The sequence below is a fragment of the Mangrovibacterium sp. genome (genome assembly GCF_041596335.1).
In the GTDB taxonomy this organism is placed as follows: domain Bacteria; phylum Bacteroidota; class Bacteroidia; order Bacteroidales; family Prolixibacteraceae; genus Mangrovibacterium.
In genome coordinates this window covers 1-14,518 of sequence record NZ_JBFHIT010000083.1, presented here as the reverse complement: position 1 = coordinate 14,518, position 14,518 = coordinate 1, and the positions used below count along the sequence as shown (strand labels likewise).

Here is a 14,518-nt window from a genome sequence, read left to right as displayed (position 1 = left end):
GTAAGCGACAAATGTAGACTTATTTTGGTTCTAAAAAAATTAATGGAAGAAAATAAATCATTTATTTAGCTTTTTAGGGCTTAAGTTGGATTGTGAGATTGTTTGGTCGTTGAAGTTGTCAGAAATACAGGAACTTACAGGTGCGGGACGATTGTTGAGCAGAACCGCATGTTAACAATTAACGACTGTGCGGGAGATTAGCGCACAAATCGTATTTGTATTCGTTGTTGGAGGTGTTTCGAGCCCCTTGTTTAAACAACATTTGTTTGCTGTATTCGATAGTGCGCAGCTAAGTTTGCAGGGCTGTTTGCAATTTCACAGCAAAGGAGATGAACGTGATAAACATGCGAGCTGATCCCAGACTGCCAGTCTCGCTTATTCTTCGCAAAGAATTCGTTACTCTTTACTTCGACACCCGGCTGGCTGATCGCATGTTTATCACTTTTTCTTTATGCAAGCAAATGGTCACTGAGTGCTTGCAGTGTAGCTTGCTTGTCTTTTGTAGAAACCAGCACCGAAATGTTGTGTCGGCTTCCACCGTATGAAATCATTCGAATCGGGATGCCTTCCATCGCATTGAAAACTTTGGCGGCAAAACCTTGCTCGTCGGCAATAAGGTCGCCAACAACGCAAACAATTGTTTGGTTCTCGTCAACTTCAACCTCCCCGTATTCTTTTAGTTCACGAACAATATCGTCCAGTTTTGTTGTGTTGTCGATTGTAATCGAAACGGCAACTTCCGAGGTCGAAACCATATCGATAGGGGTTTTAAAGAATTCGAAAATTTCGAATAGATTTTTCATAAAACCATAGGCCATCAACATGCGGTACGAGCGAACTTTTATCGCTGTGATTCCGTCTTTGGCGGCAACGGCCTTAATTCCGATTCCGCTCGCGTCGTGGGTGATTAGTGTTCCACTGTCTGAGGGGTTCATCGTGTTTTTCAGGCGAACAGGAATGTTCTGCAATTTTGCCGGAAGTACGGTTTGTGGATGCAGGATCTTAGCGCCAAAATAGGCCAACTCTGCCGCTTCGTTGAACGAAAGCTGTTCAATTTTTTTCGTGTTTTGTACAAAGCGCGGATCATTATTGTGGAACCCATCAATATCCGTCCAGATTTGCACTTCTTTCGAGTCGATAGCAGCCCCGATCAGTGACGCTGTATAGTCTGACCCACCGCGTTGGAGGTTGTCTATTTCACCTTCGGCATTGCGACAGATGAAACCCTGTGTGATGTAATAGTCGGCCTCTCCGGCTTCTGCCAGGCTTTCCTTAATCAACGGGCGGATGGCTTGCATGTCAGCTGCCTTATCGGAATCAATTCGCATGAAGTCCAGAGCAGGTAGCAGTTTGGTGTTGAAACCATTTTCTTTCATCACCTGAGTGAAAAGTGCCGTTGAGATTAGTTCTCCCTGTGCAAGGATCGTTTTTTCGCCTATTTCATTGAATTCGCCTGAAGTAAAGCTTTTTATAGTAGTGAAAGCTGTTTTTACTGCTTTTGATCCTTCTTTCTTGTGTGTGGGTGATTTATAGAGCGACTTGACAACAGTCTCGTATTTTCGTTCCAGATTGGCAATTTGAGTGAAAGCAGCATCCTTATTTTTCTTGTAAAGGTAGTCTGCAATTTCAACTAGTGCATTTGTAGTTCCTGACATTGCTGACAGAACAACAAGTTTCTTTTCACCGTCTGCAATCAGTTGCATAACAGCGTTCATGTTTTCAACGCTTCCGACGGATGTGCCACCAAATTTTAAAACTTTCATTGTGCAATCAATTTCATTTATCCGTTTATAAATAGGGTGCAAAGATGTGGATTTTATTCTAATTTATAAAGATGAATTTCCGAAAAATGAATATTTATGCAGTGAATATGAATGAATATTGAACATCCTGAATAGGGATGGAATTTTCGACATGGAGCAATTTTGCATAGCGCCAAATCAAGCCTTGTTTAGATTGAATAGTTGTAGAATTGAATCGGTTGTTGCCTGTTATATAAAATATTGAAATTGAGGGAAAATATTCGTTATTTGTATAGAAATTAAAGGTGGACGTCCAGTTCCGGTTTCCGGAATTTATGTGCAGTTAGGGGTGGTTGCACGGATGTCCACCTATTTTTTTCTAGAAACTTCCAAAAATGGCATGCTTCTCCGAATTGAAATAGATGGTTGAATAGATGTTGAAATTTTCCCGGTTTGTAAAGAGCTTCCGTTCAATATATAAGACAGGATTCCCTTTTTTGATGTTCAGCACTTGCCCGATTTCTTCGGTTGCCTTGAGGGCTTTTAGTTTTTGCTGCCCTCCTTTGACCTCTATTTGATATTGTGTTCGTAAGATCTCGAAAAGCGATTTATTCTCGAAACTTCGGCTGGTAAAGCGAGGCAGGTTAATGTTTGGGATGTGGTTGATGTCGTAAAATACAGGTTGCCCGTCTACAATTCGAAGTCGCTCCATGTATATGCATCCAAAATCGCGTTCAATTTCAGAAATGTCGAAATGAAAATGATCGGGCCACCGAATGATTTGCGGCTTTTGCAGTATTTGAGTTTGCAGGTAATTTTTGTCAATTGCGGTTGAGGTTCCCGAAATCGACAGGATGCCGATGTCCTGTGGTGGTTTTCGTACAATACTTCCCTTGCCCTGTTTTTTCGAAATAAAACCGTCCTGAACAAGTGCTTCCAGCGCGTGACGGACAGTCGGTCTGGTTAGACCGTGTGCGGCACAAAGCTCGTTTTCCGATGGCAGTAGGCTGCCTTCTTCGTAAACACCTGAAAGAATATGCTTTCGCAGGATTTCGTATAGTTTTTTGTATTGTGGTAATTTGTTCTCTGCCATGTTCTTGTCTTTACAACTGTGCTGGTGCAATTCGTAACCCTCGCTGTGCTGTCGAATTAGCGATCGCTAGAAGTGTTTCTATTGCTGGGTTTTGTGAAAAAAGCCAGATCAAAAATAAGAAAAAATATTAAATTTCAATTTTTAACTTGTAAATACAAGTAGAATAATATAAGTTTACAACCATAAAAGTTGAAAGCCCGCTAAATGAATGATATGGAGCTTTATTGTATTGTTGTACTGTGTTAGATGTATATACAAGTGTTGGGTGAATGTCAGTCTGGCGGACGCGGGTGTTTCGGATGCAGCTTTTATTACTGATAGAATAATAAGATTGATAAAATAAATCAAACGAAGAAAAATACCCTTATGGCAACTCCTGTAATTCTGCCTCGTCAGGGGCAATCTGTTGAAACCTGTATCATTGGAGAGTGGTACAAACAAGTCGGTGATTTTGTGAAGACCGGCGATATCCTTTTCTCCTACGAAACCGATAAAGCATCATTTGAAGAAGAAGCGAAAGAAGATGGCGAATTGTTGGCCATTTTCTTTGAGGCTGGTGATGAAGTTCCTGTGTTGACCAATGTCGCAGTACTTGGCACGAAAGGAGAAAATGTGGATGAATTTCGTCCAGGTGGCGATGCAGCACCCGCGGAGGAAGTAGCGTCGGCAGCAGTTGAAGCCGCACCGGTTGAGGAAACGAAAGAAGTAATTCTGGTTGAGAAGCCGGAAGGAAAAGTGAAAATTTCGCCTCGTGCGAAAGTGATGGCCGAGAAAATTGGTGTTGCTTACGAGCAAATCCAGGGTAGCGGTCCTCACGGACGAGTAATTGCGCAGGATGTGGAGGCAGCGGCTCAGGCTTTGCCAAAGTTAACACCCTTGGCACAGGAAAAAGCAAAAACCGAAAATTTGACTCCTGCAAAAGAAGCTACAGGTTTGGGAGGTCGCGTTGCTGCTGTCGATTTAATTAATTACAACCCTGTTTACGGCGATGATTTCGAAGTGAAAAAACTGCCGAATATCCGCAAGTTAATTGCTAAAGCCATGCATCAGTCGTTGCAAAACTCGGCTCAGCTGACTCACCATATGAGCGCCGACGCTCGCAAAATAATGGCATTGCGCAAGGTTTATAAAAAGAAACTTGAAGCTGGTGAAATCTCACAGAATATAACCATCAATGATCTGGTATGCTTTGCAGTTATCAAGGCATTGAAAAAATTTCCACAGGTGAACACGCATTTCATCGGCGACAGCATGCGTTGGTTTAAGAAAGTTCATCTTGGTTTGGCTGTTGATACAGAGCGCGGTTTGATGGTGCCGGCGGTGAAAAATGCTGATGATTTGTCGATCGAGGGGCTGTCCTCTCAGTTGTCATCGGTAGCCGGAGCTGCCCGCAAAGGAAATGTTGATCCTGAGTTGCTGAAGCCCGAAGCTGCGAGTTTCACGGTTTCGAACCTTGGAAACTATGGTGTAGAGATGTTTACGCCGGTAATTAATTTGCCGCAAACAGCAATTCTTGGTGTTTGTACCATTGTTCCCCGCCCGAAAGATTTGGGTGATGGCGTTTATGGTTTCGTCCCCATGATGGGGCTTTCGCTCACCTACGACCACCAGGCACTGGATGGCGGTGAGGCGACGCTCTTCCTGAAAGAAATCAAAGAACAAATTGAAAGCCTCTCGATCTAGAGGGAAGAAGACAATAGGCATCAGGGAAGAAGATGTTGGAGTAAAGAATCAGTCTAAAACCCAGTGTCTAAAATCTAAAAATCGAAAAAAGAATGAGTAACAAATTTGATATAGCAATTTTAGGAGGTGGTCCGGCTGGCTATGTAGCGGCCGAACGAGCCGGTGCAAAAGGCATGAGCGTGATCATGTTCGACAAAAGAGCGCTGGGTGGTGTGTGTCTGAATGAAGGATGCATTCCAACCAAGACGCTATTGAACTCAGCGAAGGTTTTGGAATATGCACATGAGGCTGCAAAATATGGAATCGAAGTCAGTGGTGTAGGCTTCGATTTTAGCAAAATCATGGCGCGGAAAGACAAAGTCGTTAAAAAACTGGTGTCGGGTGTCGGCGCCAAAATGAAACATGCCAAAGCTGAAGTGGTGATGGCTGAAGCTTTGATTAAAGAAAAACGCGGCGAACTGATCACAATTACTGCTGACGGCAAAGACTATCAGGCCAGTCGATTGCTGATCTGTACCGGATCGGAAGCAGCAGTGCCGCCAATTCCCGGATTGGACAAGGATCTGGTGCTCACTAACCGCGAAATTTTGCAATTGAAAGAATTGCCGAAATCGCTGGTGATCATTGGTGGTGGTGTAATTGGTTCTGAGTTTGCTGATTTCTACAGCGCTATGGGAACTAAAGTAACCGTGATTGAAATGTTGCCGGAAATCCTAACAGGGGTGGATGAGGAAATTTGCGCTTTTGTGCGCAAAGAATTCACCAAACGAGGGATTGAATATCACTTAAATGCCAAAGTAACGGAGTTGAAAGGTAAAGAGGTGATATTTGAAAAAGACGGCAAAATGCAGTCGGTTACCGGTGAACAGGTTTTACTATCTGTTGGTCGCCGTCCGAATGTGCAGGGAATTGGACTCGAAAATATTGGGGTTGAATTCTCGCCACGCGGAATAAAAATCGACCAAAACTGCCGCACGAATATTCCCAATGTGTATGCTGCCGGTGATATTACCGGATTTTCGTTGCTGGCTCACACGGCTAGTCGTGAGGGCGAAGTTGCGGTAAATCACATGTTGGGTCGTAAAGATGTAATGCGTTATAATGCCATACCAGGTGTGGTTTATACTCATCCCGAGATTGCTGGTGTTGGTTTAACCGAAGCCGCTGCGAAAGCAAAAGGAATTGAGGTAGAAACCCGCAAGTTACCAATGGCTTATGCCGGCCGTTTCATCGCCGAAAACGAAGGCAAAGACGGATTTTGCAAAGTAGTAGTTGGTAAAAAATACAAGGAGATCTTGGGCGTTCACATGGTTGGTGGCGCTTGCTCCGAAATGATTTGGGGCGCCTGTGCGCTCATCGAAGCTCAATTGCGGGTGCAGGATGTTGAGGAGATCGTTTTTCCGCATCCAACCGTGAGTGAAATTATTAAAGAGACGATATTTCAGTTTTAACGCCTCCCCCCAACCCCTCCAAGGAGGGGAAAAAGGAAGGTTCCGTATACGAAGAATAATAACAGCTGCTTCCGGCAAGTCCCCCTTGGGGGATTTAGGGGGCTTTAACTAATAAAGATATGCCTAAAGTACAATTTATTGATCCGCAAAATGTCAGGAAGGCTGGCGAAGTAACGTTCAAGCCAATTCCTGTGAATCAATACAGTAAGTCTGTAACAGATGAGAAAGCCAATTTTTCGAACGACGATTTTTTGCGCATTTATCACGATATGGTGGTAATTCGCGAGTTCGAAACCATGTTGAATGAAATCAAAATAAAGAGCGAATACAATGGAATCGCATACAATCACCCGGGGCCGGCTCACTTGTCGATTGGGCAGGAAGCCGCTGCGGTAGGGATGGCCTACACATTGGATGCCGATGATTTTATTTTCGGTTCTCACCGTTCGCATGGCGAAATTCTGGCTAAAGGTTTATCCGCGATTCATAAGTTGACCGACGAGCAACTGACTCAGGTAATGGAAAATCACTTCGACGGAAAAACTTTTGCTCCGGTAAAAGCTAATTTCAAAGGAAGTGTGAAAGAGTTGGCTATTCGGTTTCTGATTTATGGAACTCTGGCTGAAATCTTTGCCCGCGAAACCGGGTTCAACCGCGGACTGGGTGGTTCAATGCACGCTTTCTTTACTCCATTTGGCGTGTATCCAAACAACGCCATCGTAGGTGGATCGGGCGATATTGCCGTTGGTGCAGCGCTCTTTAAAAAGGTGAACCGCAAAAAAGGAATTGTAGTAGCCAATATTGGTGATGCTTCAATGGCTTGTGGTCCGGTATGGGAAGGATTGACCTTTGCTACAATGGATCAGTTTAACGAATTGTGGGAAGGCGATATGAAAGGCGGTCTGCCGTTGATTATCAATATTATGAATAATCAGTACGGGATGGGCGGACAAACCTGTGGCGAAACTGCAGGGTATAATATTGCTGCCCGTATTGGTGCCGGTTTGAATGCCGACCAGCTGCACGCCGAACGTGTTGATGGTTACAACCCACTGGCTGTAATTGATGCTTACAAACGGAAACGGAAGATTCTGGAAGAGAAACGCGGCCCGGTTCTGTTGGATGTATTGACTTATCGCTTTAGTGGTCACTCGCCTTCCGATGCATCGTCGTATCGTTCGAAAGAGGAAGTTGAAGCCTGGCAGTCGGTCGATTCAATCTTGTGGTTCGGTGCTGAGTTGGTTAAAGCCGGAATCGTAAAAGAAAGCGAGCTGGACGCCATGCGTGTCGCCACTACCGATCTGATAAGCTGGGGTGTGAAACTGGCGATCGACCCAAAAATTTCGCCATTAATGGACATGCAGAAGCATCCGGAATTAATTGGTGAAATGATCTTCTCGAACGAGTCGGTTGATAAAATGGAAGACCGTCCGGTTGAGGTGAACCATCCGATGGAAGAAAATCCACGGGTGAAACAATTGAAAACGAAAGAGCGTTTTGCCTTTGATAAAGATGGCAAGCCTTTCTCTAAGATTAAACAATATGGTCTTCGCGACGGCTTGTTCGAAGCGATCGTTGACCGGTTCTATAAAGATCCTACCCTGATTGCTTATGGTGAAGAAAACCGTGACTGGGGTGGTGCGTTTGCGGTGTATCGCGGACTGACTGAGGCTTTGCCATACAATCGCTTATTCAACTCGCCAATTGCCGAAGCGGCTATTGTTGGTACTGCAATTGGCTATGCAATGTGTGGTGGTCGGGTGATTCCTGAAATCATGTATTGCGACTTCCTTGGTCGTGCCGGTGATGAGGTGTTTAACCAAATGCCGAAGTGGCAGGCAATGAGTGGTAACGTGATTAAAATGCCAATCGTTGTTCGTGTGTCGGTAGGATCTAAATATGGCGCGCAGCACTCGCAGGACTGGACTGCTCTTCCTGCTCACATTCCGGGGCTGAAAGTTGTTTTCCCGGTTACTCCATACGATGCTAAAGGTTTGATGAACGCTGCTTTGCAGGGAACCGACCCGGTAATCTTCTTCGAAAGTCAACGTATTTATGATATTGGCGAGCAATTCCACGAAGGTGGTGTGCCTGAAGAGTATTACGAAATTCCGTTTGGCGAGCCCGATGTGAAACGTAAAGGATCGGATGTAACGATCCTGACCATTGGTGCAACTTTGTACCGTGCGCTCGAAGCAGCCGATCAGTTGCAGGAGAAATATGGCATGAGTGCCGAGGTGATTGATGCCCGTACGCTGGTTCCGTTTAACTACGAACCTGTTATCGAGTCGATCAAGAAAACAGGACGTATTGTGATTTCAGGCGATGCTTCGGCTCGTGGATCATTTATGCGCGAGTTGGCTTCAAACATCACCGAGCTGGCATTCGACGAACTGGATGCTCCACCGGTAGTGGTTGGCTCACGTAACTGGATTACGCCGGCCTACGAGTTGGAAGATTCGTTCTTCCCGCAAGCCGACTGGATTATCGATGCGATCCACGAAAAAATAGTACCATTGAAAGGACATGTAGTTAAAAGCAACTTTACCGAGCCTGAGCAAATCAGACGGAGTAAGTTGGGGGTTTAATAAATATTCTTTTGGGTTTTAATGAAGGATGCTCTTTCCCGGTTGGGGAGGAGCATTTTCTTTTTAATTGGGGTGGTTGTCTAAACTATAGGCGCACAATACAATCGCGCCGAAACTGGGCCTCAATAATTGATGGATTTTTGATTGAGGGTTTCACTCAAAGTGAAGCCCTCAATACAGCTTGAAAAAAACGCCAACCCGAAAGGCAGACGCGTTGAAAACACTCTGCGACTGCTTCGACGCCTTCGTGTGGTTTTTAAGCTATTGCTACAAAATACAATTGTTTGGCAGCGGAGGAGGAGCCAATTTGGATCTTACCGAACGGGTTACTTCAAGCAAAGCCGGTCGGTAAAGAGTTTGTTTTGCGGCGATCTTACAGGTTAATTTGCAGGTTTAACGGCCGTTTCAACTTTTGGTAACGAAGCTTGCATTTTTGCTTGGGCAGCCATTTGTTCGTCGCCAAACGGAATGGTTTGCAAGCGCATCGTCATTGAGTCCTTTAGGTGGTTGTAGGCTGTTTGGTTGGCCTCGCTTACCGGTTCAACCGGAGGGGCTTCAACCCGAAGCGGATTAATTGGCGAACCATTTTTAAATACTCTGAAATCGAGGTGAGGGCCGGTGGCCAAGCCGGTTTTTCCAACATAGCCAATTAGTTGTCCCTGGCTAACGCGCACTCCCGGAGCCATTCCTTTAGCAAAATTGTGCAGGTGCATGTAGCAGGTGGTGTACACCGAGTTGTGTTTAATGTAGATGTAGTTACCACCACCTCCGGCTTGGTAACCTTTGCGGGTAACAACACCGTCGCCGATACTCATTACCGGTGTTCCGGTTGGTGCAGCATAGTCGATGCCATGATGCGGGCGGGTGATTTTTAGCACCGGATGGTAGCGCGCGTTGCTAAATCCGGAGCTGATTCGCGAGAATTTTAATGGTGCTTTCAGGAACGCCTTTTTTAAGCTTTCTCCCTTTTCATTGAAAAAGCTGTTGATGCTGTCCTGTTCGAATTGAAAGGCAAAAAAATCGGTATTCGCATGTTGAAACTGGCAGGCATAGATGGCGCTGATGCCAACGGAAACACTGTCAACAAAGCTTTCCTCATAAATAAGTCTGAATTTATCTCCTTTTTGGATGCCGAAGAAATCGATGGTCCAGGCGTAAATTTCGGACAGCTCAATGGCTAAAACCGGGTTGATGTTGTTCGCCTTCATCGTATTCCAAAGCGACGAACTGATTGTTCCGGTGGCTGTTTTAATTTCGCTGGTGATTGGTTTCTCTCCTTTGTAGATGTTCAGGCTATCGCCTAATTGGTAAACCACATATTCAATCGGATCAATTTCGTAAATAAAATATTGGGTCACTCGGTTGCTGTCGGGAGTGCAGAAGAAATAGTAGTTATTATCCTGCTTAATTCGTCGAACATCGAAAATAGGCTTCGACTTCCGCGCGATTTCGTCAATCGTTTGGTATGAAACTCCCTGTTTTAGCAGGATGTCGGATAAGTACTGATTGCGTTTAATGGTTCCCGCTTCAATATAAAATGAATCAACTGGCAGACCGAATTTTAAAACCGGTTCGGCAATAATTTCGGGTTCCTCGGCTATTTCCTGGGGTTTAGGATTCTGCTTTTGAATAAAAATCCAAGTTATTAACGCGATTCCAACAACAACAAAAACTCCTTCAACCCAATACTTCTTCATATTATATTTTGATATTTTCGAATCCTTGCCCGTATACCCCCATGACACTTCCCATGGAGATAAAGGCATCCGGATCAATTTCCTTTAATTTTCTAAAAATCATGCTCGACTCGCGTTTGCGAACCACCGTCATAACGATTTTAACATTTTCCTTTGTATACCAGCCAGTTCCATCCAAAATTGTCGCGCCTCTATAGGCTGAATGGTTTATGTAGTCGGCAATTTCACTATAATTCTTCGAAAATATAAAAATTTGGGCAGAAGCGTTGGCTCCATTCAAAAAAGCATCAATTGAATAGGAAACTACCCACATGGAAACGAAGCCATAAACAAGCTTTGCAGGCGACTGAAATACAAAATAACTGGATGCAATGATGATGACATCGCAATACATGATGATGCGGCCCGGGCTAATGTTGCGGTATTTGTTGATGATCATGGCAATGATGTCTGTTCCGCCGGTGCTTCCGCCACGCGTAAATACCAAGCCTATTCCGCCGCCGCCAAGCATACCGCCAAGAACTGCAGATAAAAAAGTATCGTCGATTAGTGGCTCTTTTATTAGTCCGGGGGTGAGCCAAAACAGAAGGGTGGCCACCAGGATGCTCCAGACAGTTTTAATACCAAAACTGGCGCCCAGAACTTTTATGGCGATAACAATTAGAAATGTATTAATGATTAAATAGGAAAGAGCAACCGGGAATTTTGTGCTGTAAAAAATAACAACCGACAAACCGCTGATTCCGCCTCCCGTAATCTCAGCAGGAATTAAAAACAGGGTCCACCCAATGACATAAATGGTCATTCCCAACGTGATAATAAAGTAATCGGATAGGGTTGTTTTGAGTTTAATTTTCTTCTCTTCAGTCATGATTAACGTGTGTTTTTCAATAGCTCTTACAATATCTAAAAATTGGCTGCAAAAGAAGAATATTCGGAATGAAAAAAGTATGTATAAAAGTCATTAGTTGAACGATATGCGGAAAGTTTGTTTGTGGCCTTGGCCGGGGGCAATTGAGGGCTTCACTCGAAGTGAAACCCTCAATTGTTGAAAAAAAGTCAGGGTTTCACTAAAAGTGAAACCCTGACTGCAAATATCATTAATCGGATGCTTACAGCACCACGTTGATAATCTTCTTAGGAACGATGATCATCTTCTTTGGTGTTTTACCATCGAGCCATTTTTGAGCTTGTTCGTGTGTTAGCACCGCTTTTTCAATTTCCTCTTTCGGTGCGTCAACCGCCATAGCTAGTTTGAAGCGAACTTTTCCGTTGAATGAAACCGGGTATTCAAACGAGTCTTCAACCAGCAGGCTGGTGTCGGCAACCGGCCAGGCTGCGTAGGCAAGCGTTTCGTTGTTTCCGTAAAGTTGCCAAAGCTCTTCAGCCAGGTGGGGTGCATAGGGCGACAGAATTTTAGCAAATGTTTCAGCCGTTGCCTTTGTTACCTTGCCTTTTTTCATGGCTAAATTGTTGAAGACCATCAAGGCTGAAATACCCGTATTGAACTTCAGGTTTTCGATATCGTCGCCCACCTTAATAATTGTTTGTTGCAGCAGCTTCAATACCTCTTTGTCTTCTTCACCTTCCGAGATGTTTTCGGGATTGCCGAAAAAGCGAGATGCCCGGCCCAGGAAGCCAAAAACACCTTTCACGCCGTTTTCTGCCCACGGTTTAGTGTCGTCAAGCGGTCCCATAAACATTTCGTACAAACGCAGCGAGTCGGCACCGTACTTCTCCACCACATCATCGGGGTTGATGACGTTTTTCAACGACTTCGACATTTTAGCCACAATCTGGCGCAATTCTTCGCCGGTTTGAGTGTGGAAATATTTTCCGTCTTTTTCTTCCACCAAGTCCGAAGCAACCTTTGCACCGGTTTTGGTTTCGTAAGCAAAGGCCAGAATCATTCCCTGATTAAACAGTTTCTGGAATGGCTCGTTGGTTGAAACGATACCTAAGTCGAATAGCACTTTATGCCAGAAACGGGAATACAATAAGTGAAGCACTGCGTGTTCGGCACCGCCAATATACAAGTCAACCGGCATCCAGTAGTTTTCTACTTTCGGGTCGAAAATTTGTTCGTCATTTTTTGGATCGATATAGCGCAGGTAGTACCAACACGAACCGGCCCACTGTGGCATGGTGTTCGTTTCGCGGCGACCTTTACGGCCGTTTTTGTCAACAACTGTCAACCAATCGCTAGCATTTGCCAGTGGTGATTCGCCTCCTTCGCCCGGTTCAAATTTCTCCATGTCGGGCAAAGTCACCGGAAGGTCATCTTCCACAATGGTTACTTCTCCATCTTCCCAGTGGATTACAGGGAATGGCTCGCCCCAGTATCGTTGGCGGCTGAATAGCCAGTCGCGCAATTTGTAGTTTATCGTGGCTTTACCAATTTCTTTTTCTTCCAGCCAGCCGATAACTTTTGCGATACCTTCTTTTTTGTTGAGGCCGTTGGTGTCGATACCGGTTTCGTTGCTCGAAGAGTTGATGTAAGCGCCATCTTCGGTCCAGCAAGCTTTACCGGCCAATACTTGTTCGCGAACTTCTGCTTCAGCATCTTTCGGGTCGAGAATGCAGATAACCGGGATGTTGAATTTTACAGCAAATTCGAAGTCGCGGGTATCGTGTGCCGGAACTGCCATGATGGCTCCGGTTCCGTAGCCCATCAATACGTAGTCGGCCACCCATACCGGAACTTGTTTCCCGTTTATTGGGTTGATAGCGTAGCGGCCGGTAAATACACCCGATTTATCTTTGTTGAGTTCTGTGCGATCCAAATCAGATTTCAGAGACGAAAGCTGAATGTATTTCTCAACTTCTTCTTTTTTATCTGGAGTTATAATTTCGCTGATCATTGGGTGCTCCGGCGAAATTACCATATAAGTGGCTCCAAAAAGTGTGTCGGGACGCGTCGTGTAAACTCGCAGCTTTTTATCAACACCAGCCAGTGTAAAGTCGACTTCGGCTCCGGTTGATTTGCCAATCCAGTTTTTCTGCATGTCTTTCACGCCTTCCGGCCAGTCCAGACTATCCAATCCTTCCAACAGGCGTTGCGCGTAATGCGGAATGCGAAGCAGCCATTGTTTCAGGTTTTTACGTGTTACCTGATGTCCGCATTTTTCGTGTGCTCCGTCAGATAATACTTCCTCGTTGGCACATACTGTTTTACAGTTTTGGCACCACCAAACCTGGGCATTGTCGTAATAGGCCAGACGTTTCTTGTCGATATATTCCTTGATTGCCGTTTCGCCCTCAGCCTTAACCTCGTCGGGGATTGAAAGTTCGCTAATTGGGCGACCTTTTCCAAGTTCGGCATCGAAATAGGTGTTGTACAATTTGGTGAAAATCCACTGAGTCCATTTAAAATATTTTGGGTCGGTGGTATTTATCTCGCGATCCCAGTCGTAGCTCAAACCCAGTGTTTTAATCTGACGGCGAAAGTTGTCGCAGTTTTTTTGAGTTGTAATTGCCGGGTGTGTACCTGTTTGAATGGCGTATTGCTCGGCAGGTAGGCCGAAGGCGTCCCATCCCATAGGGTGAAGTACGTTGAAGCCTTTCATTCGCTTGTAGCGACTTATGATGTCGGTTGCGGTATAGCCCTCGGGGTGTCCCACATGCAGTCCTGCTCCCGAAGGGTAAGGAAACATGTCGAGAATGTAATATTTCGGTTTCGAAAAATCGTTTTCAGTTTTGAAGGTTTTGTTTTCCTCCCAGTAAGCTTGCCATTTAGGCTCAATTTCCCAGAATTTGTATTCCATGGTAACGGTTTATTAAACGCATTTGTACGGTCGCTGACCGGATTGTTTTTAATTCATTTTAAGGCACATCTGCGGGATTTTTAAGATTAGGAAATCTTTAAAATATGAACACCTTAAAACAGAGGCGCAAAGATAGAAAAATCTAATAAGAGTGTATCCGTTTTCGGAGGCCTTAAAAAAAGAAATAAATGTGTAAATTGGCTCTACTGATAAAATTCAAACTCGACTGGAGGCCGCGATGCAGGATGGTTTTTGTATGTCGAACAAGAAACTTACGGACGAATTTACAGTCTTCCGTAATATTAATTTATTGCGAATAAATTGGGAATTGATCTGTGAAAGAACATGATTTCTATTGCAGACTCCTTTATTTTGGTCTTTTAAATCAACTGATTAGGTAAATAAGAAAATTGTTAATGCGATGAGTTTAAAGAAACAAATGTTAAAAACGAAGCCGGTTTGTAAAGTTACGTTCCGTGTTTCGAAAGAAATGGCAGCTG

At 44.6% G+C, this 14,518-nt stretch carries 9 protein-coding genes; 4 read left to right on the top strand and 5 right to left on the bottom strand.

The annotated features are described in order from the left end of the window. Window positions 1–449: 449 nt before the first annotated feature. Window positions 450–1,763 (bottom strand): aspartate kinase, encoded by a 1,314-nt coding sequence (locus ABZD21_RS18770; RefSeq protein ID WP_372776668.1) that lies wholly within the window; start codon window positions 1,761–1,763, stop codon window positions 450–452. A 358-nt stretch (window positions 1,764–2,121) separates the two neighbouring features. Beyond that, window positions 2,122–2,835 (bottom strand): GntR family transcriptional regulator, encoded by a 714-nt coding sequence (locus ABZD21_RS18765; protein ID WP_372776667.1) that lies wholly within the window; start codon window positions 2,833–2,835, stop codon window positions 2,122–2,124. 366 nt (window positions 2,836–3,201) lie between these two features. On the opposite strand from ABZD21_RS18765, the gene ABZD21_RS18760 reads away from it, so the two are divergent. The 4 genes from ABZD21_RS18760 to ABZD21_RS18745 all read left to right on the top strand — a co-directional run bounded on the left by ABZD21_RS18760 (window position 3,202) and on the right by ABZD21_RS18745 (window position 8,909). Continuing rightward, window positions 3,202–4,518 carry a dihydrolipoamide acetyltransferase family protein gene (locus ABZD21_RS18760; RefSeq protein ID WP_372776666.1) on the top strand — a complete coding sequence of 439 codons (1,317 nt, stop codon included), beginning with the start codon at window positions 3,202–3,204 and terminating at the stop codon, window positions 4,516–4,518. 92 nt (window positions 4,519–4,610) lie between these two features. Next, a complete protein-coding gene (gene lpdA / locus ABZD21_RS18755) occupies window positions 4,611–5,969 on the top strand; it encodes a dihydrolipoyl dehydrogenase (RefSeq protein WP_372776665.1) in 1,359 nt (452 codons plus the stop codon). A gap of 119 nt (window positions 5,970–6,088) precedes the next feature. Further along, on the top strand, window positions 6,089–8,557 hold the full coding sequence (locus ABZD21_RS18750; RefSeq protein ID WP_372776664.1) for a thiamine pyrophosphate-dependent enzyme: 2,469 nt from the start codon (window positions 6,089–6,091) through the stop codon (window positions 8,555–8,557). 181 nt (window positions 8,558–8,738) lie between these two features. Further along, window positions 8,739–8,909: a hypothetical protein gene (locus ABZD21_RS18745; RefSeq protein ID WP_372776663.1), complete on the top strand. Its 171-nt coding sequence runs from the start codon at window positions 8,739–8,741 to the stop codon at window positions 8,907–8,909. Between the two features lie 28 nt (window positions 8,910–8,937). Here ABZD21_RS18745 and ABZD21_RS18740 read toward each other — a convergent pair whose 3' ends face one another. The 3 genes from ABZD21_RS18740 to leuS all read right to left on the bottom strand — a co-directional run bounded on the left by ABZD21_RS18740 (window position 8,938) and on the right by leuS (window position 14,018). Then, on the bottom strand, window positions 8,938–10,254 hold the full coding sequence (locus ABZD21_RS18740) for a peptidoglycan DD-metalloendopeptidase family protein (protein ID WP_372776662.1): 1,317 nt from the start codon (window positions 10,252–10,254) through the stop codon (window positions 8,938–8,940). Window position 10,255: 1 nt separating this feature from the next. Continuing rightward, window positions 10,256–11,125, bottom strand: a complete 870-nt coding sequence (locus ABZD21_RS18735; protein WP_372776661.1) for a YitT family protein — start codon at window positions 11,123–11,125, stop codon at window positions 10,256–10,258. A gap of 241 nt (window positions 11,126–11,366) precedes the next feature. Then, on the bottom strand, window positions 11,367–14,018 hold the full coding sequence (leuS, locus tag ABZD21_RS18730; protein ID WP_372776660.1) for a leucine--tRNA ligase: 2,652 nt from the start codon (window positions 14,016–14,018) through the stop codon (window positions 11,367–11,369). Window positions 14,019–14,518 lie beyond the last annotated feature (500 nt).